This window comes from Paraburkholderia sp. HP33-1 (assembly GCF_021390595.1).
Taxonomy (GTDB): Bacteria; Pseudomonadota; Gammaproteobacteria; order Burkholderiales; family Burkholderiaceae; genus Paraburkholderia.
Genome location: NZ_JAJEJR010000002.1, coordinates 44,611 through 63,543, shown reverse-complemented (window position 1 = coordinate 63,543; position 18,933 = coordinate 44,611). Strand labels below are relative to the sequence as shown.

At 62.5% G+C, this 18,933-nt stretch carries 17 protein-coding genes; 10 read left to right on the top strand and 7 right to left on the bottom strand.

Going from position 1 to position 18,933, the window contains the following annotated elements; all coding sequences use genetic code 11:
- Positions 1–5: 5 nt before the first annotated feature.
- Both L0U81_RS16335 and L0U81_RS16330 read right to left on the bottom strand, forming a co-directional pair.
- Positions 6–1,250, bottom strand: a complete 1,245-nt coding sequence (locus L0U81_RS16335) for an NAD(P)/FAD-dependent oxidoreductase (RefSeq protein WP_233804512.1) — start codon at positions 1,248–1,250, stop codon at positions 6–8.
- A 97-nt stretch (positions 1,251–1,347) separates the two neighbouring features.
- Positions 1,348–2,136, bottom strand: coding sequence for an ABC transporter substrate-binding protein (locus L0U81_RS16330; RefSeq protein ID WP_233804510.1), 789 nt, complete (start codon positions 2,134–2,136; stop codon positions 1,348–1,350).
- Between the two features lie 238 nt (positions 2,137–2,374).
- Here L0U81_RS16330 and L0U81_RS16325 point away from each other — a divergent pair, with 238 nt between their 5' ends.
- Both L0U81_RS16325 and L0U81_RS16320 read left to right on the top strand, forming a co-directional pair.
- On the top strand, positions 2,375–3,346 hold the full coding sequence (locus tag L0U81_RS16325) for an ornithine cyclodeaminase family protein (protein WP_233804508.1): 972 nt from the start codon (positions 2,375–2,377) through the stop codon (positions 3,344–3,346).
- 158 nt (positions 3,347–3,504) lie between these two features.
- The gene (locus L0U81_RS16320; RefSeq protein ID WP_233804506.1) at positions 3,505–4,149 is read left to right on the top strand and encodes a helix-turn-helix transcriptional regulator; all 645 of its coding nucleotides are present in this window, start codon (positions 3,505–3,507) and stop codon (positions 4,147–4,149) included.
- Between the two features lie 87 nt (positions 4,150–4,236).
- On the opposite strand, the gene L0U81_RS16315 is transcribed toward L0U81_RS16320, so the two are convergent.
- The gene (locus tag L0U81_RS16315) at positions 4,237–6,426 is read right to left on the bottom strand and encodes a glycoside hydrolase family 28 protein (protein WP_233804504.1); all 2,190 of its coding nucleotides are present in this window, start codon (positions 6,424–6,426) and stop codon (positions 4,237–4,239) included.
- A gap of 604 nt (positions 6,427–7,030) precedes the next feature.
- Between L0U81_RS16315 and L0U81_RS16310 the strand changes: the two genes are divergently transcribed.
- Positions 7,031–7,831, top strand: coding sequence for a helix-turn-helix transcriptional regulator (locus L0U81_RS16310; protein ID WP_233804502.1), 801 nt, complete (start codon positions 7,031–7,033; stop codon positions 7,829–7,831).
- A gap of 207 nt (positions 7,832–8,038) precedes the next feature.
- Here L0U81_RS16310 and L0U81_RS16305 read toward each other — a convergent pair whose 3' ends face one another.
- The 4 genes from L0U81_RS16305 to L0U81_RS16290 form a co-directional block, all read right to left on the bottom strand.
- Positions 8,039–8,731, bottom strand: coding sequence for a CBS domain-containing protein (locus tag L0U81_RS16305; protein ID WP_233804500.1), 693 nt, complete (start codon positions 8,729–8,731; stop codon positions 8,039–8,041).
- 567 nt (positions 8,732–9,298) lie between these two features.
- Positions 9,299–10,024, bottom strand: coding sequence for a hypothetical protein (locus L0U81_RS16300; RefSeq protein WP_233804498.1), 726 nt, complete (start codon positions 10,022–10,024; stop codon positions 9,299–9,301).
- Between the two features lie 124 nt (positions 10,025–10,148).
- Positions 10,149–11,459 (bottom strand): MFS transporter, encoded by a 1,311-nt coding sequence (locus L0U81_RS16295; protein WP_233804497.1) that lies wholly within the window; start codon positions 11,457–11,459, stop codon positions 10,149–10,151.
- 32 nt (positions 11,460–11,491) lie between these two features.
- Positions 11,492–12,586, bottom strand: a complete 1,095-nt coding sequence (locus L0U81_RS16290; protein ID WP_233804495.1) for a tartrate dehydrogenase — start codon at positions 12,584–12,586, stop codon at positions 11,492–11,494.
- Positions 12,587–12,710: 124 nt separating this feature from the next.
- Here L0U81_RS16290 and L0U81_RS16285 point away from each other — a divergent pair, with 124 nt between their 5' ends.
- From L0U81_RS16285 to L0U81_RS16255, 7 genes are all read left to right on the top strand, one after another.
- The gene (locus L0U81_RS16285) at positions 12,711–13,637 is read left to right on the top strand and encodes a LysR substrate-binding domain-containing protein (protein WP_233804494.1); all 927 of its coding nucleotides are present in this window, start codon (positions 12,711–12,713) and stop codon (positions 13,635–13,637) included.
- Between the two features lie 146 nt (positions 13,638–13,783).
- Positions 13,784–15,082, top strand: coding sequence for a TAXI family TRAP transporter solute-binding subunit (locus L0U81_RS16280; protein WP_233804492.1), 1,299 nt, complete (start codon positions 13,784–13,786; stop codon positions 15,080–15,082).
- A gap of 237 nt (positions 15,083–15,319) precedes the next feature.
- Positions 15,320–15,523 (top strand): DUF3562 domain-containing protein, encoded by a 204-nt coding sequence (locus L0U81_RS16275; RefSeq protein WP_233804490.1) that lies wholly within the window; start codon positions 15,320–15,322, stop codon positions 15,521–15,523.
- 144 nt (positions 15,524–15,667) lie between these two features.
- The gene (locus tag L0U81_RS16270) at positions 15,668–16,129 is read left to right on the top strand and encodes a GNAT family N-acetyltransferase (RefSeq protein WP_233804488.1); all 462 of its coding nucleotides are present in this window, start codon (positions 15,668–15,670) and stop codon (positions 16,127–16,129) included.
- A 115-nt stretch (positions 16,130–16,244) separates the two neighbouring features.
- Complete coding sequence (locus tag L0U81_RS16265; protein WP_233804487.1) at positions 16,245–16,541, top strand: hypothetical protein; 297 nt, start codon at positions 16,245–16,247, stop codon at positions 16,539–16,541.
- A gap of 103 nt (positions 16,542–16,644) precedes the next feature.
- Positions 16,645–18,357, top strand: a complete 1,713-nt coding sequence (locus L0U81_RS16260) for an acid phosphatase (protein ID WP_233804485.1) — start codon at positions 16,645–16,647, stop codon at positions 18,355–18,357.
- Between the two features lie 180 nt (positions 18,358–18,537).
- Positions 18,538–18,897 (top strand): DUF3564 domain-containing protein, encoded by a 360-nt coding sequence (locus tag L0U81_RS16255; protein ID WP_233804483.1) that lies wholly within the window; start codon positions 18,538–18,540, stop codon positions 18,895–18,897.
- The last annotated feature ends 36 nt before the right edge of the window (positions 18,898–18,933 follow it).

Below are 18,933 nucleotides of genomic sequence, written 5' to 3'. Positions count from 1 at the left end.
AGTCTCTAACTACGAAACCGTTCAACGCGAAACGGACGCGCATCCGCACAGGTCGGTGTCCCGGTCATCATCTCCGCCAGCAGCCGCCCGGTCACGGGACCCAGGGTCAAGCCATGGTGGTTGTGACCGAATGCAAACCACAACCCGGGATGGCGCGGCGCGCGCCCAATGACGGGCCGCATGTCGGGTGTGCAAGGACGCAGGCCGAGCCACGGACTCGCATCGAGTCGCTCACCCAGACCGAAGCTCGGCCGCGCGGTGCGCTCCGCGCGTTCGAGCTGGATGCCCGTCGGCCTGGCGTCGCGCCGCGCGATCTCGACCCCCGTGGTCAGCCGCAAGCGCCCTTCCATCGGTGCCACCACGTAGCCCTGCTCCGCGTCGACGAACGGCATCGACAATATCTGCCGAGTCGGACGATAGTGCATGTGGTAACCGCGCTTCGCGCGCAAAGGAATGCGGTAGCCAAGCGGCGCGAAAACGCGGTCAGACCATGGACCGAGCGCCACCACGACTTCTTTTGCGCTGATCAGGCCCGACGATGTCTGAACCGTCCACGCCTCCGCTTGCGCCGTTAGCGTGGTGGCGTCGCCGGTGAACACCGTCCCGCCGCCTGCTTCGAAAAGACCTGCATAACCTTTGGTCAGTGCCCCGGGATTGACGATGCTCTTCGGGTCCTGCCAATGCAACGCGCCACAAAAGCCGTCCGCGAGGCCCGGCTCGCGCGCGGCTAGCGCCGCCGAATCCAGCACCGCGACCCGCAAGCCATAGGTGTTCGCAGTGATCGCGGCGGCGGCCGCCTGCCGCGAAAATTCCGCTGGGGTACGGAAGGCGTCGATCCAGCCGCTGTCGCGAGCGAGATGACCGAGTTGCGCGCGCTCGATGAGCCGATCATGTTCCGCGACGCTTTGCTGGATCAACGGCAACATGTCGCGCGCTGCGGCCATCAATCGCTCGGCGGACGATTCCCACCAGAAGCGCGCCAGCCAGCTCGCAAAGTGCGGCAACGCCCGATAGTCCCAGTACAGGTCGGTCGAACGATTCTTTGCATAGCGCAGCAACGTGCCGAAATCGCGCGGAAAACCGTAGGGGACGACTGAAGAGCTTTCAATCAGACCCGCGTTACCGAAGCTGGTCTCTTCGCCCGGAGCGCGCCGGTCCACCAGCGCCACCCGGCGGCCGCGATCCTGCAACTGCAGTGCGGACGATACGCCGACGATCCCGGCGCCCAGCACGATGACATCGAAATCCATAAACTCGCTTCGCTATTTCTGTCGGCACTGGACGCCGGGCTGCCACGGATTGCGCAGCAAGCCGGTGCGAAACCTCTCGCGCCGGCTCGTGGTTCCGTTACTTCGCGATGATGTCGCGGTTGAAATACTTCTGCGAAAGACTGCTCAACGTGCCGTCTTTCTTCAGCGCGTCGAGCGCGGCATCGACCTTTGCGACCAACGCCTTGTCGCCCTTGCGCAAGCCCCAGCCGGTGCCCTCGCCGAGCGTCGCCGGATCGCTGAGCGGCTTGCCGACGATCGCATACTCGTGGCCCGCGGGCTTGCCGAGGAAACCTTCCTCAGCAGTTTGCGCTTCCTGAACGGCGCCGTCGAGGCGGCCGGCAACCAGGTCGGCGTAGACCTGATCCTGGTCCTGGTACGAGACGACCGTTACGCCGGCATTCGCCCAGTGAAGTTTGAGGAAGTCCTCCTGCGACGACCCCTGCAACACGCCCACCCGTTTGCCGTGCAGACTTTTCACGTCGGGCAACAGGCCGGAGCCACGCCGGGCCACCATCACGATCGGCACGACATAGATCGCCTTCGTGAATTCAATCGATTGCTTGCGCTTGTCCGTGATGTTCATCGCGGAATTGATCACGTCGAATTTGCGGGCTTCCAACGCGGGAATCAGTCCGTCGAACGCATTTTCGACCCACACGCACTTCACACCCAGCTTCGTGCAAACCGCATTGCCGACGTCGATGTCGAAACCCTGCAATTGCCCGCTCGGCGACTTGCTTTCGAACGGCGGGTAGGCGGCCTCGATGCCGAAGCGCAAGGTGTCCTGAGCCTGCGCGCCGACGGTCCCGAGCGAGCCCACCAATGCAGCAGCGACGAAAAGTGAAAGTTGAAGCTTCCGAAACATAAGAGGTTCCCTGTGTGTTTGGGCGACGACGATTGAGGGCATGCACGACGGTTGACCGACCCGCTCCGAGACATCGCATGAGGCGGCTGACGCCCCAGCCTCACTCCTGCCCTGGATTGACAGTCTATTCTGGACAGATATAAAAGCAAGTCATTTCAAAAATAAATGTCCAGACTGGACAGTCTGGCTTAAAATCGCCTTACCGCCGAACCCCGGCAACGTTGTGGAGCGCAGTTCAATGAGCCAGTCAGAAAACGCATTGCCCCTGATCGTCGACCAGCAAGGCGTTCGCGAGGCGCTACCTCACCTCGACGTGCGCAGCGTGTTGTCGCAGATGTTTCGCGCGCTGGGAAGCCACATGGCCGTGCAACCGCCGCAGACGCTGACTCTTTTTCCGCAGGGCGCAGGCGACTTCATCACGTATCTGGGCGTGATGGCGGACGCGAAGGTGTTCGGCGCGAAGATGTCGCCGTACATCGTCACGCAGGCGAAGCCGATCATTACCGCATGGACGGCATTGATGTCGATGGAAACGGGACAACCGCTGATGTGGTGTGATTCAGGTCTGCTGACGATCGAGCGCACCGCTGGGGCGACCGCACTCGCGGTGGAGCAACTCGCCCCTACTCATGCGAGCCGGCTCGCGATTGTCGGCGCGGGTGCGGTGGGACAGGCTCATTTGCGCCACCTGGCGTCGGTGCGGCCGTGGCAATCGATTCGGGTGTTTTCGCCCGGGCTTGCGAACGACACCGCGAAACGTGCGCAGCTCGCGGCGCTCGATGAAAGAGTCTCCATTTGCACAAGGATCGAAGACTGCGTCGCCGACGCCGACGTCGTTGCGCTGTGTACCTCGTCGGGCACCCCGGTACTGCACGAAAACATGCTCGGCAAGCCAGCGCTCATCACGTCTATCAGCACCAACGTGGCGAACGCTCACGAGATTCCGCCCGCGTGGCTTGCCGACATGGACGTCTATTGCGACTACCGCCGCACTACCCCAGCCAGTGCGGGCGAGATGAAGCTGGCTGCGGAACACCATGGCTGGCGTCCCGAAGCCGTGCTGGGCGATCTCGCCGAACTCATGTGTGGCGAAGCGATCAGGCCATCCTATCGAAAGCATGCGTTTTTCCGCTCGATCGGGCTGGGTCTTGAAGACGTGGCGATTGCGTATGAACTGTTCAAATATGTGAGTGCTCGAGCGCGCATGTAAGTGATCGCCACGCGGTTGTTCGCGCTGAATGCCGCGGGCCGTCGTGCTATCGAGCAGTAGTACCCTGTCGTTCATGGCAAAATGCGGGACATTTTCGGACCTGCAATACCGCCCGCCCACCCGAGTGGACTTTCAGTAAGCTGCAAGCACCCATCCCTATGCGAAAGCCCAAGACAACGGCCGCACGTCGGCTACTTCTGGATCGGTACAGCCGTGTCGCCGATGGCATTGCGCTGCTGTTTTTCCCGTACGTCGAGATCGTCATTCACGACCTGCAAAGTCAGACGATCGCCTATATCGCCAATAATCTGTCGAAGCGCGAACTCGGCGACGACTCCGCGTTGGAAGAGATCGACCATTCCGCGGAGTCAGGTACGGTCGGGCCGTATGAAAAAATCAATTGGGATGGCAGGCGGATGCGGTGCGTCAGCACAGTACTGTTCGACGATGCCGGTAGCGCTGTCGGCGTGATGTGCGTGAACTACAACATCGCCGTGTTCGAAGACATCAAACATGTGATCGATCGTGTGATCACCGGCGCCGGCGTGGTTAAACAGCCCGAAGAGCTGTTCAAGGACGACTGGCAGGAACGCATCAACACGTTCCTTCACACGTGGCTCCAGGAACGTCAGTTGGCGCTGAATTCGCTGACTCGCGACCATCGTCGCGAGATCGTCGAAGCGCTGTGGGCCGAAGGGGCGTTCAAGGGGAAGAGCGCTGCCAACTACGTCGCGAATGTGTTGGGGATGGGACGTGCCACCGTCTATCAGCACATTAGAGATTTGCGAGGCGCGGCGGCCTGATACGGGACAAACAACGCCGACATGCACACGATGTCACCGCGGTTACCGCGCACAAGGACGCGGTAACCGCGTCCTTGTGCGTCGGCATCAGGTCGCCGGTGCGGTCAGCGACGTGTTGTACGTGGTGCCCGCGATCACCACGTTGTTCAGCTTAATACCGCTCACGTTGCTCACGAAGACCGGACCCGGCGCGGATTGCGCAGACGTCGAAGGCGTCGTTGGAAATGCACCCGTGCACACCGGGTTGCCGAGGTTGCAGTTCGAGATAGTCACGCCGCTGATCGGACTCACGGTCGGCACCGGCACCGGACCGTTGTAGTCAACCGCCTCGGGGCCCTGCATGACGAGCGCCTGGAAGCACGAGTTCGTGCCGGCGGTGAAGCCCGAAGGCATCGAGTAAGACACCGGGCCCGATACGTTGCTCGCGTTCACGTTCGTGATGTTGATGTTGCTGATCACCGACGGACTCCAGCGTACCGCATCGCCGGACGGGCTGTAATCGCAGTCGAACGTGATCAATCCGCCTTGGCCGGTCGAAGGATTCGGTGCGAGGCCGGTCGTGCCCGAACCGGTGATCTTGTACTGTGAGCCATGCGAGCTCAGCGAGCCGCCGCCGTACTTTCCCGCCAGATTCACGCCGTTGGCGAGCGTCACGCCGTCGATCCAGACGTTGCTGATGAACCCGCCGCGGTTCATGTTGGTCTTGAACCGCAGCGCGATGTTCAGCGGATTGCTCGCCCAGTTCTCGTTTTGCATCGTCAGATTTCGCGCGTAGACATTTTGCACGCCCGCGCTCATTTCGCTGCCGATCGTCAGGCCGCCGTGGCCGCTTTGCATCGTGCAGTTCTGTACGACGATGTTCTGCATCGGACCGTACTCGGTGTCGAGATACTTGCCGGACTTCATCGCGATGCAGTCGTCGCCGGTGTTGAACTGAACGTTCTGCACCAGCACGTAGTTGCACGCGTCCGGATCGAAGCCGTCGTTGTTCGGTCCGACGCTGTCGGCGAACACGCCGTCGATCACCACATTCGTGCAGTCGGTCGGGTGGTGCTGCCAGAACGGCGTGTTCTGCGTGTGGTAGTTCTGCAGGAACACGTTCGTGCACCCGATGAACTCGATCATGCACGGACGCAGGTAGTGCCCGTTGCCGAACACGCGGTTCAGAACCGGCACGCCGAGTTCGGACAGCGCCGGCAGGTAGTTCTGGTCCTGATTCCAGCCCGTGCCCGTGAGCAGCGCCATGAGCGAACTCGTCACACCGTACTGATTCGTAAAAGTAACGTTTGCCTGCGGATTCTGGATTTGGGAAGGGGGGAGGCTCGTCAGTGGAACGTTGTTCGGATTCACATACACCTGCGACGGCGTCGACGATCCCGCACAGCCGTAGGTGTTGCTGCTTCCCTTGTACGTCCACCAGCACGAGGTCGGCGGCTGGGTGCTCAGCTGCATCGGCGTCATGGCCTGACCGTTCAGCACGCAGGTGTTGTCGTCGGCGGTCAGGGCAATGTTGGTCTGGCCGAACGCATAGATGGGCGAGCCGAAATTCAGGCAATCGTTCGCCTGCCAGCGCGTGTGGTACAGATTGCCGTTCGCCGTGGTGTACGGGCCGTTCTTCGCGTAGTCAGCCGGGTCCGGGCTGAAATAGATCGTGCAGCCCGACGACAGATGGAAGTTCACATGGCTCAGGAGCACGATCGGACCGCCGCAATACCAGTTGCCCGCCGGCACCACCACTCGGCCGCCGCCGGCGCGATTCGCGTCGACGATTGCGGCATTGAACGCGGCGCAGGAATCGTACTGCGTGCCCGTGTAGTCGCACGGCACCATCTCGTTCGAGCCGGGGCTTTGCCGGTCGTTGGACGGAAAATCGGTCGCTTCCGTACCGTTCACCCATGGAATCGTGCCGCCCGGCCACGCGGTCGACCCAATCAACGCGGAGGCGGGGAGCGTGCGCGCCCCGTAGCTCATCACGTGAAAGGTGCCGGTCTGGGCGAACATCGAGGGATTGACATGGGTAAGTCTCTTCAGGATGGCCGTGGCCTGTCCGTCCGGGCCCCAAATCGGGTCGGCGCCGGGCTGTGCCGGAGGTTGACCTCCAGGATTGGCAGGAATTGGAAGCATTGATTCTGCTGCTGCCGCCGCGCGGTTGGCCCCAAGGAGGGTTGCTCCAGCCGACACGCCGGCAAAGGCTATGAACGCGCGCCGGCCGGGGGAAGCGGGCGCATTGGTGCGGGCTTCGGTGAGCGGGGGAACGTCCTTGTCATGCGTCTCCATTTGATTCGTTCTCCTGTTTTTATCGCTGAGAGGTGTTTGAACTCCGACTGAACTCCGACGGCCGGTGGGCCGCGTGGTGATGCAAGTGCGAACGGAAGATGCACAGTTACAGCGAAGAGATCGATCAGGAGCGGCTGGCTCGATCACCTGCGATATTGTTGTTTGACGACATCAAGACCGTCAATCGCATTTAACTAGGTGATGTCCCTTGTCCCTTGCCGCGCATTGCTACAGGTAGCTTACGGTACGGGTGATTTGTAAGACGAGCCGGGTAAGCTTCACTGCGATGCCCTCACGACCGCCGCCGTGCGAACGGTCCTCATGAAGCGCTTACGTTTCGTCGAGTTGCGTGTTACAACGCTGTGGATGCATCTGGTCGATAAGCGCCGCACCCTGCGCCTGCGCGCCCGGGATTGCGCTAGCGCCGAGCGCCGTGTAGATGCTCGGCCGGTCGGGGCGATCAAAACCGGATGGCCACGCGTGGACCCTGCATTCGGCAAACGAACGCCGCGCCCAACGAACAGGGCTTCCACACGAAGGCCCTTGTCAGGCGAGGCCAAGATCACCGAAGATCGGTGATCCGCCCATTCTTCTTGGGGACGACATGCATCCATTCGCGAATTCCGCCAATCCGGCGGTCCACGATGACGTCTTTGCACTCTGGGATCGGCTGGCCGAGTTCTCCGCAGGCGAAGGCGATGCCGCGCTGACCCATTTGCTAACCACGCTCTGTGCGATGGTCACGGCACAGAATGCGCTTTGGTCCGTAGTTGTGCGATTGCCTTCGCCCGCGCCAAAGGATCCTTTGTTCGGCTGGCGTCCACGCCTGGTTCGGCTCCTGCATCCGGTACCCGCAATGGTAGCTTCCGTGCAGGAGCAGTTCGAAACGCTCTGGTCCGGCAACGTCGACTCGTCACATGTCGTGGCCACGTCGGGGAACGAACCGTTCTGCGCCAACCTGCTCTTCGAGGCGATGCCCGCTGAATGGTTTGAAGGCGAGCACTATCGCCGCCACTACCTCGAAGTCGGTCACGGCGACAGCATCCAGGTGCGTTGCTCGCTCAACGACGATGTGCGGATTCATCTCTTCGTGTTTCGCGATGTGCAGGCACCCCGCTTCTCGGCGCCGGATCTCGAGCTTCTGGGCTTCGTGATGCATGGGCTGAGATGGTACTACCGGCAGCAACTGCTCAGCCACGGCCTGCTTATCGCCGACGCTCCCCTGACGTCGGCCGAGCGAAGGGTGCTGCTGGAGCTGCTCGACGGACTCACGGAAAAGCAGATCGCGCAGAAGCTCGACCAGAGTCCGAACACGACGCATGTCCATATCAAGTCGATCTACACCAAATTCAACGTTGGGAGTCGCTCCACGCTCACCGCGCTGTGGCTCGGCAAGTTGAGATAGCGAACTGCAGGCGCTGGCGGTACAGGCAACGATGCCGAGCCGCCGTCTGCTCGATGCGCCATCGCGCGAAGCGGAGGCTGGAGCGGCACCGCGTTGGATCCGATCGACACCCGTCGATACGTCGCCCCCGGGTTGGACGTGACTGTCACGATCGCAATCGTTATTCACCCCGGACGAATCTGCACGCGTCTTGCGACCGTGTGCGGACTACAGCGCCGGAATCACGTTTGGAAATTCAAGGTGGTACTCCACACGCTTGACACCCGGCACGCTCTCGGCCGCAATGCGGATGGCCTGCTTTTCCTCCATGGATTCGATCACCCCCCATAGATGCGCGACACCGTCCTTGACGCGCACGGCTTGTTTGGGCAACCCCCAGCTCTGCCCGTGCATTTTCAGGACTATCGCGTCGCGCAGGCTCGCATCATCGCCCGAGGCTGATTCCACGACCGGAGCAACCCGCGCGAGTGCGCGAATCAGGTTCGAGCGACTCACATTTCCGATCAGCTTGCCGCCCTTCAGCACTGGCACGCTGTCGAGACGTCGACGTTCCATGAGGTCCGCGATCTGCTGGAGCGGCGTATCCCCCGAAATCCAAATCACCTCTTCGCACATCACGTCGCCGACGACGCGCCCGTGCTCCTTCAGATACCTCGCGGCCTGAGCGCGGGGGGACGACAACAGGAGTTCGAGCCACCACTGGCGCTTCCTGTGGCAGGTACCGTTCTCTACTCGATGCAGAAGATCGCGTTCGCCGACGATACCGACAATCTGACCGTTCCCGTCGACGACCGGCATGCTACCGATATGGTTTTCGACCAACAGTGTTGCCGCGTCTTGGATCGCCATGTCCGGTGTGGCGGTGACGACGGACGCAGTCATGATGTCGTGTGCGCGCATAGTTGCTCCTCCAGCGTGTTCGCGACGGGTCCTCATCTGGTGCTCCCATCGTGCGGCTTTGGCAGACCGCCCCGAGCGGATCGCTCGGTGCTGAGGCGCCTTGGTTTCACAACCTGATTCAATTCCGGATTGGGGCATCGCTCCGTGGGCAAAGACCCGCCTTGAATGGGCTTGTCTTATCGTTGAGCGTTGCTCATCAATAGCTTGAGTAGTGACTCCCCTTGCGCATAACACCCCCGGCTTCTACTTTTTTCTGTGGCGACGGAAGCCGCGCAGACTGCCCTGTGAGGAGGACGAAATCGCCCTCACCCTCAGCGCATCACGATCTCATCGTAGGTCATTCGCTGACGCCCGAACATAACCTGAATAGGTGATCGCGTAAGCCCTCCAGCAAAGTGGGCAACAACCGCCGACAACCGATGATCGCGTCAAGGGCGGGTTGGCCTGCGGATTCAACCGGTGGATGCAACACAATCGAAGCTGCGTGCGCAGCGTGGGTGTTGCAGATGAAGTACAGAACCCGGATCTATTCCAGCGAGTTCTCGAACGAAACGGGGAAAGCACCCCTCACTCTTGCACCAACCTCCCCACCCTCCTGACCTGCCTCGGCAAAACAACATACATCCCCCACGCCACGACAAGAATCGCGCGCAGCACATCCGCCGCATGATCGGGCAGCGAAATCGGAACATCCGCAATCGCGAGGCTTCCAGGCACCTCCCAGAGATACGTCGTGAGCCCGAGCATCAGTGCGTGCCAGAAGCCAAAATGTTCAGGGTGAGGAAAAGCATGCGCCATCAAGCCGCTGCGGACCATATATCCGGCAACGGGCAAGCTCACCAGCAGGTAGATCACAACCGCCACAATCGCCGGCATCGCAGCAATCACAGCCGACCATGCCGGTGAACTCCTCGCGACTTCAGGTGCAATCAGATGCTCCGAAAATTTCATCAATGGCACTGCCGTGCGCGGCACCAGAAAGTGAAACGCAATGACAGCGACGATGAAAAGCAGCGTACTCGCGAGCCACTGACGCCACGCGCATGACCACCACACATACAGGCGTCGCCCGAAACTTATTTCGCGTCCAACGCTGAACAACGCGCCCTTATCCCTCCGCGCCGCGAAGCCCACCAGCACAACGAACAACACTGCCGCCAGAACCAGCGCAGAAGGACTCCATATGAATGCACCCGCATGCTGTAATCCCGATGACGACGTTGAAAAGTTCTGCAAGTGGTGCGCAATGTAGTCCGAGGGATCGAGCGTCTGCGAAGAATCGTGCGTTGCCATCTCGTCTCCGTATCCCGTGAGCTCACGGTGCCAGAAAGCCGTCAATGGATTACGTCCTTCAGCATAGACGCTACGCAGGCGATTTGTTCTACGTTTTCGCCGCGCGATCGGCTACACGCCTCGCTCAATGCCCGTGCCGTTCGCTCACCGCGACCGGCGCACGCTTCGTCTGCCGGCTCAACATCAGCGTCACGACCGCCGACACCGCCAACGTTGCGCCGACCACATACAGTCCCGCCGTATAGCCGCCCGTCACGTTCTTGAGCCAGCCAATCGCAAATGGCCCGACGAAGCCGCCGAGATTGCCGACCGAGTTGATCATCGCAATCCCCGCCGCGGCCCCGGCGCCCGACAGGAACATGCTCGGCATCGCCCACAGCGGTGCCTTCGCGGCACTGATCCCGACATTCACGACCACCAGCGCAAGCACGATCATCAACGCCGTGGTCGCATTGCCGGCGAACACGAAGCCGACACACGCGAGCGTGCACGGAATCACGACGTGCCACGTGCGTTCCCCGGTACGATCCGAGTTCTTCGCCCACAGCACCATCGCGATCACCGCGAGCACGCTCGGCACAGCGGCAAGCAGCCCCGTTTCGAACGAGCCGAAACCGTATTGGCGGATGATCAGCGGCGCCCACAAGCCGAGCGTATAAAGTCCCGCCGACGTGCCGAAGTAGATCAACGCGAGCGCGAGCACGCGTGGATCGCGCAATGCACTGAGCGCGCCCGCGGTATGGCCCGCATGCGCGCGCCGCGCGTCGGCTTCGAGCTTCAGCTTCGCGATTAGCCAGTCACGCTCTTCGGGCTGCAACCATTCGGCTTGCGCGGGCTTGTCGGTCAGATACTTGAGCACGCAGAAACCGAGGATGATCGCGGGCAATGCTTCGAGTACATAGAGCATCTGCCAGTCGGCGAGTCCGGCAATGGGCGGCAGCTTCATGATCGCGCCGGAAATCGGCGAGCCGATCGCGGTCGAGATCGGCGCGGCGGCCATGAACCACGCCGCCGCGACCGCGCGCTGGCGCGCCGGAAACCACAGGCTCAGATACAGGATGATGCCGGGAAAGAAGCCCGCCTCCGCGACGCCGAGAATGAAGCGCAGCGCGTAGAAACTGTTCGGCCCGACGACGAACGCGGATGCGAGCGACACGAGCCCCCACGACACCATCACGCGAGCAATCCAGCGACGCGCGCCGACCTTGTGCAAGATCAGGTTCGACGGCACTTCGAACAGAAAATAGCCGATAAAAAAGAGCCCGCCACCGAGGCCGAAAGCGGTCGGCGAAAGACCGATCGCCTTGTTCATCGACAACGCGGCAAAGCCCACATTCACGCGATCGAGAAAGCTCACGAAGTACAGCAGCATCACGAACGGGACGATCCGCAGCATCAGCTTGCGGGACACCCGGTTTTCGAGTTCCGAAGTCATTGTCTCCTCCTGCGGCGCGCGGCCGTGGGAACTCAAGCCGCGTTCGCCGCGGGCGTCGCCGCCTGTTCGATGAACGCGCAAACAGCCGCCGTCACCTGCGCGGTCGTGGCCGCGCCGCCGAGGTCGCGCGTATGCAGCGCTTTGTTCGCGGTGACGGCCTCGACAGCCTGCATCACGCGCCTGGCCGCGTCGAATTCGCCGAGGTGTTCGAGCAGCATCACGACCGACCAGAACGTGCCGACCGGATTCGCGAGGCCCTTGCCCATGATGTCGAACGCGGAGCCGTGGATCGGCTCGAACATCGACGGATAGCGGCGCTCCGGATCGATGTTGCCGGTCGGCGCGATGCCGAGGCTGCCCGCTAGCGCGGCCGCGAGGTCGCTGAGAATATCCGCGTGCAGATTGGTGGCGACGATCGTGTCGAGCGTCGCGGGACGATTGACCATGCGCGCCGTTGCCGCATCGACGAGTTCCTTGTCCCACGTGACGTCCGGGAACTCCTTCGAGATTGCGAGCGCGATCTCGTCCCACATCACCATCGCGTGACGCTGCGCGTTGCTCTTCGTGATCACGGTCAACAGCTTGCGCGGACGCGACTGCGCGAGGCGGAACGCGAAGCGCATGATGCGCTCGACGCCGGCGCGCGTGAGGATCGACACATCGGTCGCGGCTTCGATCGGATGGCCCTGATGCACGCGGCCGCCGACGCCCGAATATTCGCCCTCCGAGTTTTCACGGACGATTACCCAATTCAGGTCCTCGGGCTTGCAGTACTTCAGAGGCGCATCGATGCCCGGCAGGATGCGCGTAGGGCGCACGTTCGCGTATTGATCGAAGCCCTGGCAGATTTTCAGCCGCAGGCCCCACAGCGTGATGTGATCGGGAATGTCCTTGTCGCCCGCCGAGCCGAACAGGATCGCGTCCTTGTCGCGGATCGCGTCGAGCCCATTCGCCGGCATCATCGCGCCGTGCTGGCGATAGTAGTCGCCGCCCCAGTCGAAGTTCTCGAACTCGAACGCGAAGGCGCGCGTGGTCTTTGCGAGCGCGTCGAGCACCTGCGCGCCGGCCGGCACGACCTCCTTGCCGATGCCGTCGCCGGGGATGGTTGCGATGCGATAGGTTTTCATGTCTCCGTCCTGGGCTTTGTGAAAAATGTGAATGCACTCTAGCGCGATCGCGCAGCTAAAAACCGGTGCTAAACTCAAAGCATCATTAACTTGCATTCACAAATGTAAAGGTGCTGAACAGGCGATGCGCGACACCGTCCAGCCGTCGGATCTGAGCTTTTTCTCGACGCTCGCCGCAAGCGGCAGCCTGAGCGCGGCCGCGCGCGAACTGGGGTTGACGGCAGCCGCCGTCAGCAAGCGCCTCACGCAGATGGAGCAGCGCGCGGGCGTCGCGCTCGTGAACCGCACGACGCGCCGCATGATGCTGACGCCCGAAGGCGAGCTATACCTCGAACATGCGCGGCGGATTCTCGACGAGATCGACGAGCTGGCCGAACTGCTCGGCTCGGCCAGGAAGACGCCGAAGGGTTTGCTGCGCGTGAACGCAACGCTCGGCTTCGGGCGCAGTCATGTCGGACCGGCGATCTCGCGCTTCGTCGCGCGGTATCCGCAGGTGTCGGTTCAACTGCAGCTGTCGGTCACGCCGCCACCGCTTACCGACGACAGCTTCGACGTCTGCATCCGCTTCGGCGAGCCGCCGGATACGCGCGTGGTCGCGCGCCGTCTTGCGCCGAACCGGCGCCTGCTGTGCGCGGCGCCGTCGTATCTCGCGGCGCACGGCATACCGCTCACGGCGCACGATCTGACACGCCACAACTGCATCGGCATCCGTCAGGGCGACGAAGCGTACGGCGTGTGGCGACTGACTTCGGGACGCGGCGCCGCGCGCAAAACGGAGGCAGTGCGCATCAAGGGCACGCTGACCACCAACGACGGCGAGATCGCCGTCAAGTGGGCGCTCGAAGGGCACGGCATCCTGATGCGCGCCGAGTGGGACATCAGGCAGTATCTCGCGGATGGGTCGCTCGTCCAGTTGCTACCCGATCACGACACACCGAACGCGGACATCTTCGCGGTGTATTCGCCGCGACATCAGATGTCGAACCGGATTCGCGCGTTTGTCGAGTTTATTGCGCGGGAGTTGGAGGGTGAGGTGGGGGTGGCTGCGTAGCGCTGTCGAATAAAGCGCGCCGATATCGTAAAGTTGAAGTACCACAAGCCGAGTCCGACACGTCGCTCACCGACGGCAGACCTGACCAAACCCGGGTAACGATGCCGAGACGTAACCCCGCGCTGCACCGCAGCCAGAGAACCCCGATGACGCGGCGACGCCGGCGTCTTCTGATCATCGGTGGGATCGTGCTCGTCGCCGCGTTCGGCTGGATGCTCGCGCTCGTCCTCGAGCCCGCATTCCAGCGCACGATCGTCATCACCTCCGGCGCGGACGGCGGCATCTATCGCGGCTTTGCCGACCGCTACGCGCCGCTGCTCAAACGCGAAGGCATCAAGCTCGACATCCGCCGTTCGTCGGGCTCGGTCGAAAATTATCAGCGGCTCGCGGACCCCGACAGCGCGTATGAAGTCGGCTTCATCCAGTCGGGCACGACCACCCCGAAAGACACCGACAATCTGCAAACCATCGCCGCCGTGTCGTACGAACCGATCTGGGTGTTCTATCGCGGCGACGCGACGATCGACCGGCTGTCGCAACTTCGCGGCAAGCGCATTTCGATCGGCGTACCGGGCAGCGGGCTGCTTAACGTCTCGCAGGTGCTGCTCGGCTATAGCGGCATCACGGCTCAGAACGCGACGCTGCTGCAGATGGACGCGAACGCGGCATATCAAGGACTCGAAAGCGGTCGGGTCGACGCGGCGTTTTTCATCGGCCGGCCCGACGCCGACATGCAACGCACGCTGCTCACGAGCAACCTGAAGCTGATGAGCTTCGCGCAGGCCGATGCACTGGTGCAAAAATTCCCGTCGCTGTCGAAGATCGTATTGCCGCGCGGATCGACGAGCGTCGCCGACGATCTGCCGCGCAGCGACGTCACGCTGCTCGCCGCGACGGCGCTACTGGTGTCGAAAGACAGGCTGCATCCGGCGTTCGTCTATCTGCTGCTCGACGCGGCGCGCACGGTGCACGGCGGCGAGGACTACTTCACGCCGCTCGGCACGTTCCCGAACCTGAACACTGAAGAATTCCCGATCTCCGACGAAAGCGTGCGTTACTTCAAATCGGGCCGGCCGTTTCTGTATCGCTACCTGCCGTTCTGGCTCGCGAGTCTGATCGAACGGCGGCTGGTGATCCTGGTGCCGTTCCTCGCGCTGCTGATCGGCCTCGTGCAGGCGCTGCCACGCATGCTCGAAGCACGTATGAAGAAACGGCTCGTGGTGTGGTATCGCGAGATCAAGGCGCTCGAGGACGACGTCTGGAAGAACTCCACGCCGTCTCGTGCGCAGATTGCGCAATGGAGTGAGGAGATTGAAAGCATCGACGCGCACGCGAGTCAGATCCGCATTCCGTATCGCTACTTTCAGGACGTTTACGCGCTGAAGCAGGCGATCGGCGTCGTCCGCGACCGGATCGCGCATGTGGCGCAGAAGATGGAGCACTAGAGCCGTAGTTCGCTTATCCCTGAGCGTTTTCCGGGTATTCACCACCGCCCTGCCCGTTGATTTTCCGCGCGGCCCCATCAGACGGTCGCCTATTGCGGCGCAAGAAAAAAAATCTCAGCGAAATGACTCGCGCGATAGGCCGATTCAATTGGCGCGCTCGCGGTCCGCATCCTGTAATGCACTCCTGCCGTTCGCATTCCGTTCATCCAGCCCGCCGCCCTATCCGGAGAGACCCTTATGTCGCAGCCCGAGCCGAATGTAGACGACGTAGTCCGAAGCATCGCCGAAGAAACCGGCATGCCGACCGAAACGGTGTCCCGCATGTACGCCGATACGCTCGCTGAATTCCGGCACGAGGCGCGCGTGTTCGACTACGTGCCGCTGTTCGCTGCGAAGAAGGTCCGCAACGAGCTTCGCGACAAACTTCAACGCAAGCACTGACTTCGCGCTACCCGGTGATGCATCCAGTCACCGCCCAGTCGCACGCGCCCGTGGCTCCAGATTTCGCGCATGGAGTGGAGCTAACAATCGCGCCGCAAATTTTCTATGCTGGCGGTTCCACAGAGTGTCAAAGGAGCCGCCCACATGTCCGCCCCGCTGCAGATTCGCGCCGTCACCCGTGACGATTTTGGTGCATGGCTACCGCTATGGGACGCGTACAACGCGTTTTACGGCCGCTCGGGCGAGACCGCGTTGCCACGCGAGATCACGCAGATCACGTGGAACCGCTTTTTCGACGGCTACGAGCCGATGCATGCGTTCGTCGCGGAACGCGCCGGGCAGTTGCAAGGCATCGTGCACTTCCTCTATCACCGCCACACGACGATGGCGGGACCGATCTGCTATCTCCAGGACCTGTACACGCTCGATAGCGAACGCGGCAAGGGCGTCGGCCGCGCGCTGATCGAGGCCGTCTATGCGCGCGCCAAAGCCGACGGTGCGCAACGCGTCTACTGGCAGACCCACGAGACAAATCACACTGCGATGCAGCTTTACGACAAGGTCGCGGACAGGTCGGGGTTCGTCGTGTATCGCAAGGCGTTGTAACTAGCGCGACACATGCGGCAAATCGGACACGCGGTGCTATGCTTTGATCCGGTCCAGCGGCCTTGGTGTATCCCAGCCGCGCGCTCGCGCCGCCCAAGCGTATGGAGGCCACGCCATGCCCAACGCGATCCAGATTCAGGTTGCCGACTCGCATCTTTATCCGGGCTGCGCGGTGCGCATCGCGGATCTGCCCGAAGCGGCCGGGGCGCCACACCTCGCCGAGGCGCTCGTCGAGTTTGCGGATGGCTCGGGCGCGCACGCCACCTGCCATCGTCGCACGCATGACGAACTCGAATTGACCGTCGACCGTTATGCGACGCGAAAGCGTCATCCAATCGACGCACGGCACTGGCTACTATTGGCCGTCGATGCCACGCATCACAGCTGGCGCGTGAAGCGCCGGCTGCCGTAAAACCGCGAGGCCAGCCGGCCTCGGCCGACCCATAACCGGTGTCTCGCGCGCGCCGCTTCGAGCGGCGCTTTTGCGAGCGTCACGTCTCCTTCGGAACTCACCGATGACCGACCACGATCCTCACCTGCCGCCGAAACTGGACAACCCCGATTCAATCGATAACTCCAACGACGCTCCCGACGATCCCGAACGCCGCCGCGTCCTGACCGGTCTCGCGGCGGTCGGCCTCGGCCTCGCGTTGACCGGCTGCAAAACGGGTGAGGGACTCGCGGGCAACGGCCCGCCGCGCAGCGCCGCCGACTTGCGGCTCGACGCTGCGCTGCACGATCAGGTGAAGAACATCGTGGTGATTTACGCGGAGAATCGCAGCTTCGCGAACCTGTACGGCAACTACCCGGGCGTCCAGCATCCGCTCGACGCGGTCACCGCCGAGCGCTACGTCCAGCTCGATCGCGACGGCAAGACGCCGCTGCCGCGTTTGCCGGCGATCTGGGGCGGTCTCGTGCCGCAGGCGCAGGAAGTGGACGGCAAGCGCTACATGATTGGCGAAAAGGATCTCGACCATCTGCGCAACCAGCCGTTCCGCATCGTCGATGCGCACGGCGCGCCGCTGCCGACCGGGGTGATTACGCGCGACCTCGTGCATCGTTTCTATCAGAACCAGATGCAGATCAACGCGGGGCGCAACAACCAGTTCGCCGCATGGGGGGACTCCGGCGGCCTCGTGATGGGGCACTACCGCAATTCCGCCGACACGCTTCGTCTATGGAATCTCGCGCAGCAGTACACGCTGTGCGACAACTTCTTCATGGCCGCTTTCGGCGGCTCGTGGCTTAACCACATTTTCCTGATTTCGGCGCAGGCGCCGTACTATCCGGACATCCATAACAGTCCGGCAAAGAAGATGGTGTCGGTCGTGGAGGGCGACGATCCGACCGGCACCCGTTTGAAGCTCGCACCCAATTCGCCTGCGTCGGCGCTCGACGGTCCGCCGAAGTTCGTCAATGACGGCGCTTTCACCGCCGACGGCTACGCGGTCAACACGATGGCGCCGCCGTATCAGCCGAGCAGCGTGCGTCCGGCCGAAGGCGGCGACCCGGCCTTCGCGGATCCGTCGGACCCGCGCGTGATGCCGCCGCTGCGTTACGCGACGATCGGCGAGCGGCTGACCGACAAGGGTGTCGACTGGGCGTGGTACAGCGGCGCGTGGCAATTCGCGCTCGATCATCGTGATACGGGGGCAATGCCCGACTTCCAGTACCACCATCAGCCGTTCAACTACTTCGCCAATTACGCGCCGGGCACCGCCGCGCGCCGCCGCTATCTGCGCGACGGCGGCATGGGCAATGACGCGTCGACCAATCGCCTGATCGCCGACATCGATGCGGGACGTCTGCCGGCCGTCACGTTCTACAAGCCGCAAGGCGACCTGAACATGCACGCAGGCTACGCCGACGTTGCGTCGGGCGACCTTCACATCGCGACGCTGATCGAGCACATTCAGCGCGGCCCGCAATGGCAGAACACGGTCGTGATCGTCACCGTCGACGAAAACGGCGGCTGGTGGGATCACGTCGCGCCGCCGGTCGGCGATCGCTGGGGTCCGGGTTCGCGGGTTCCCGCGCTCGTGATCTCGCCGCTCGCGAAGAAGGGTTACGTCGATCACACTGTGTATGACACCAACTCGATTCTGCGTTTCATTAGCCGCGTGCATGGTCTCGCGCCGCTCGATGGCGTGGTCGCACGCGACAAGGCGTTCGCCAGCAACGGACTCGCGCCACTCGGCGATCTGAGCGCTTCGCTCGATCTCGCCTGAGCGCCGGCCGGCCGCGTCGAATCGCCGCGGCTCGCGATGTGCGTGGGGCCGCTGCGGCATACGCCGTACGTCGCCACGCTGTTTCGTGGAATTGTCTCCACTCACGTGTCATGCCTTTGACTTGCATTAAGCAGAGCGCCGCCTAGACTGATAAAGCACTTCGCAAATTACGGAACTGATATGCGACTGACCATTCTGATCAACGGTTCCGATCCCACCGTAAACCATGATTACGCCGTGCTCTGGCTCGATACCGATGAACATCGGTGGTCGCGAGAGGCGCATCAAGGGATCGACCTGCCCCCGTGGGGCGAACTGCGCGACGAGAACGGCGTAACCACGCTGTGCGCGCCGAGCGCCGACGCGCCGCTGTGTACGCTGCGCGGTCTTCACGTCGATCGCAAGGAGCGAGTGAGCGCCGCGCAAGGCGCCGCCGCATGGACTGCGCTGCGAACACACAAAGCGACTAGCGGCTTCTGGCGTTTGCAGGCGGTGGATCGTCAAAAATTCCACGCTGAAAATAGCGTGTTCGGCAATTAATATCTTGCGCGATGCGTCGCGCTTCCTCTTTTCCGG

What these genes read in the sequence shown, in the direction of transcription:
- L0U81_RS16255 (WP_233804483.1), top strand. Translation starts at nt 18,538, where the DNA reads ATGCGACTGACCATTCTGATCAACGGTTCCGATCCCACCGTAAACCAT.
- L0U81_RS16265 (WP_233804487.1), top strand. Translation starts at nt 16,245, where the DNA reads ATGCCCAACGCGATCCAGATTCAGGTTGCCGACTCGCATCTTTATCCG.
- L0U81_RS16310 (WP_233804502.1), top strand. Translation starts at nt 7,031, where the DNA reads ATGCATCCATTCGCGAATTCCGCCAATCCGGCGGTCCACGATGACGTC.
- L0U81_RS16325 (WP_233804508.1), top strand. Translation starts at nt 2,375, where the DNA reads ATGAGCCAGTCAGAAAACGCATTGCCCCTGATCGTCGACCAGCAAGGC.
- L0U81_RS16285 (WP_233804494.1), top strand. Translation starts at nt 12,711, where the DNA reads ATGCGCGACACCGTCCAGCCGTCGGATCTGAGCTTTTTCTCGACGCTC.
- L0U81_RS16290 (WP_233804495.1), bottom strand. Translation starts at nt 12,586, where the DNA reads ATGAAAACCTATCGCATCGCAACCATCCCCGGCGACGGCATCGGCAAG.
- L0U81_RS16300 (WP_233804498.1), bottom strand. Translation starts at nt 10,024, where the DNA reads ATGGCAACGCACGATTCTTCGCAGACGCTCGATCCCTCGGACTACATT.
- L0U81_RS16270 (WP_233804488.1), top strand. Translation starts at nt 15,668, where the DNA reads ATGTCCGCCCCGCTGCAGATTCGCGCCGTCACCCGTGACGATTTTGGT.
- L0U81_RS16275 (WP_233804490.1), top strand. Translation starts at nt 15,320, where the DNA reads ATGTCGCAGCCCGAGCCGAATGTAGACGACGTAGTCCGAAGCATCGCC.
- L0U81_RS16320 (WP_233804506.1), top strand. Translation starts at nt 3,505, where the DNA reads ATGCGAAAGCCCAAGACAACGGCCGCACGTCGGCTACTTCTGGATCGG.
- L0U81_RS16315 (WP_233804504.1), bottom strand. Translation starts at nt 6,426, where the DNA reads ATGGAGACGCATGACAAGGACGTTCCCCCGCTCACCGAAGCCCGCACC.
- L0U81_RS16305 (WP_233804500.1), bottom strand. Translation starts at nt 8,731, where the DNA reads ATGCGCGCACACGACATCATGACTGCGTCCGTCGTCACCGCCACACCG.
- L0U81_RS16335 (WP_233804512.1), bottom strand. Translation starts at nt 1,250, where the DNA reads ATGGATTTCGATGTCATCGTGCTGGGCGCCGGGATCGTCGGCGTATCG.
- L0U81_RS16260 (WP_233804485.1), top strand. Translation starts at nt 16,645, where the DNA reads ATGACCGACCACGATCCTCACCTGCCGCCGAAACTGGACAACCCCGAT.
- L0U81_RS16330 (WP_233804510.1), bottom strand. Translation starts at nt 2,136, where the DNA reads ATGTTTCGGAAGCTTCAACTTTCACTTTTCGTCGCTGCTGCATTGGTG.
- L0U81_RS16295 (WP_233804497.1), bottom strand. Translation starts at nt 11,459, where the DNA reads ATGACTTCGGAACTCGAAAACCGGGTGTCCCGCAAGCTGATGCTGCGG.
- L0U81_RS16280 (WP_233804492.1), top strand. Translation starts at nt 13,784, where the DNA reads ATGACGCGGCGACGCCGGCGTCTTCTGATCATCGGTGGGATCGTGCTC.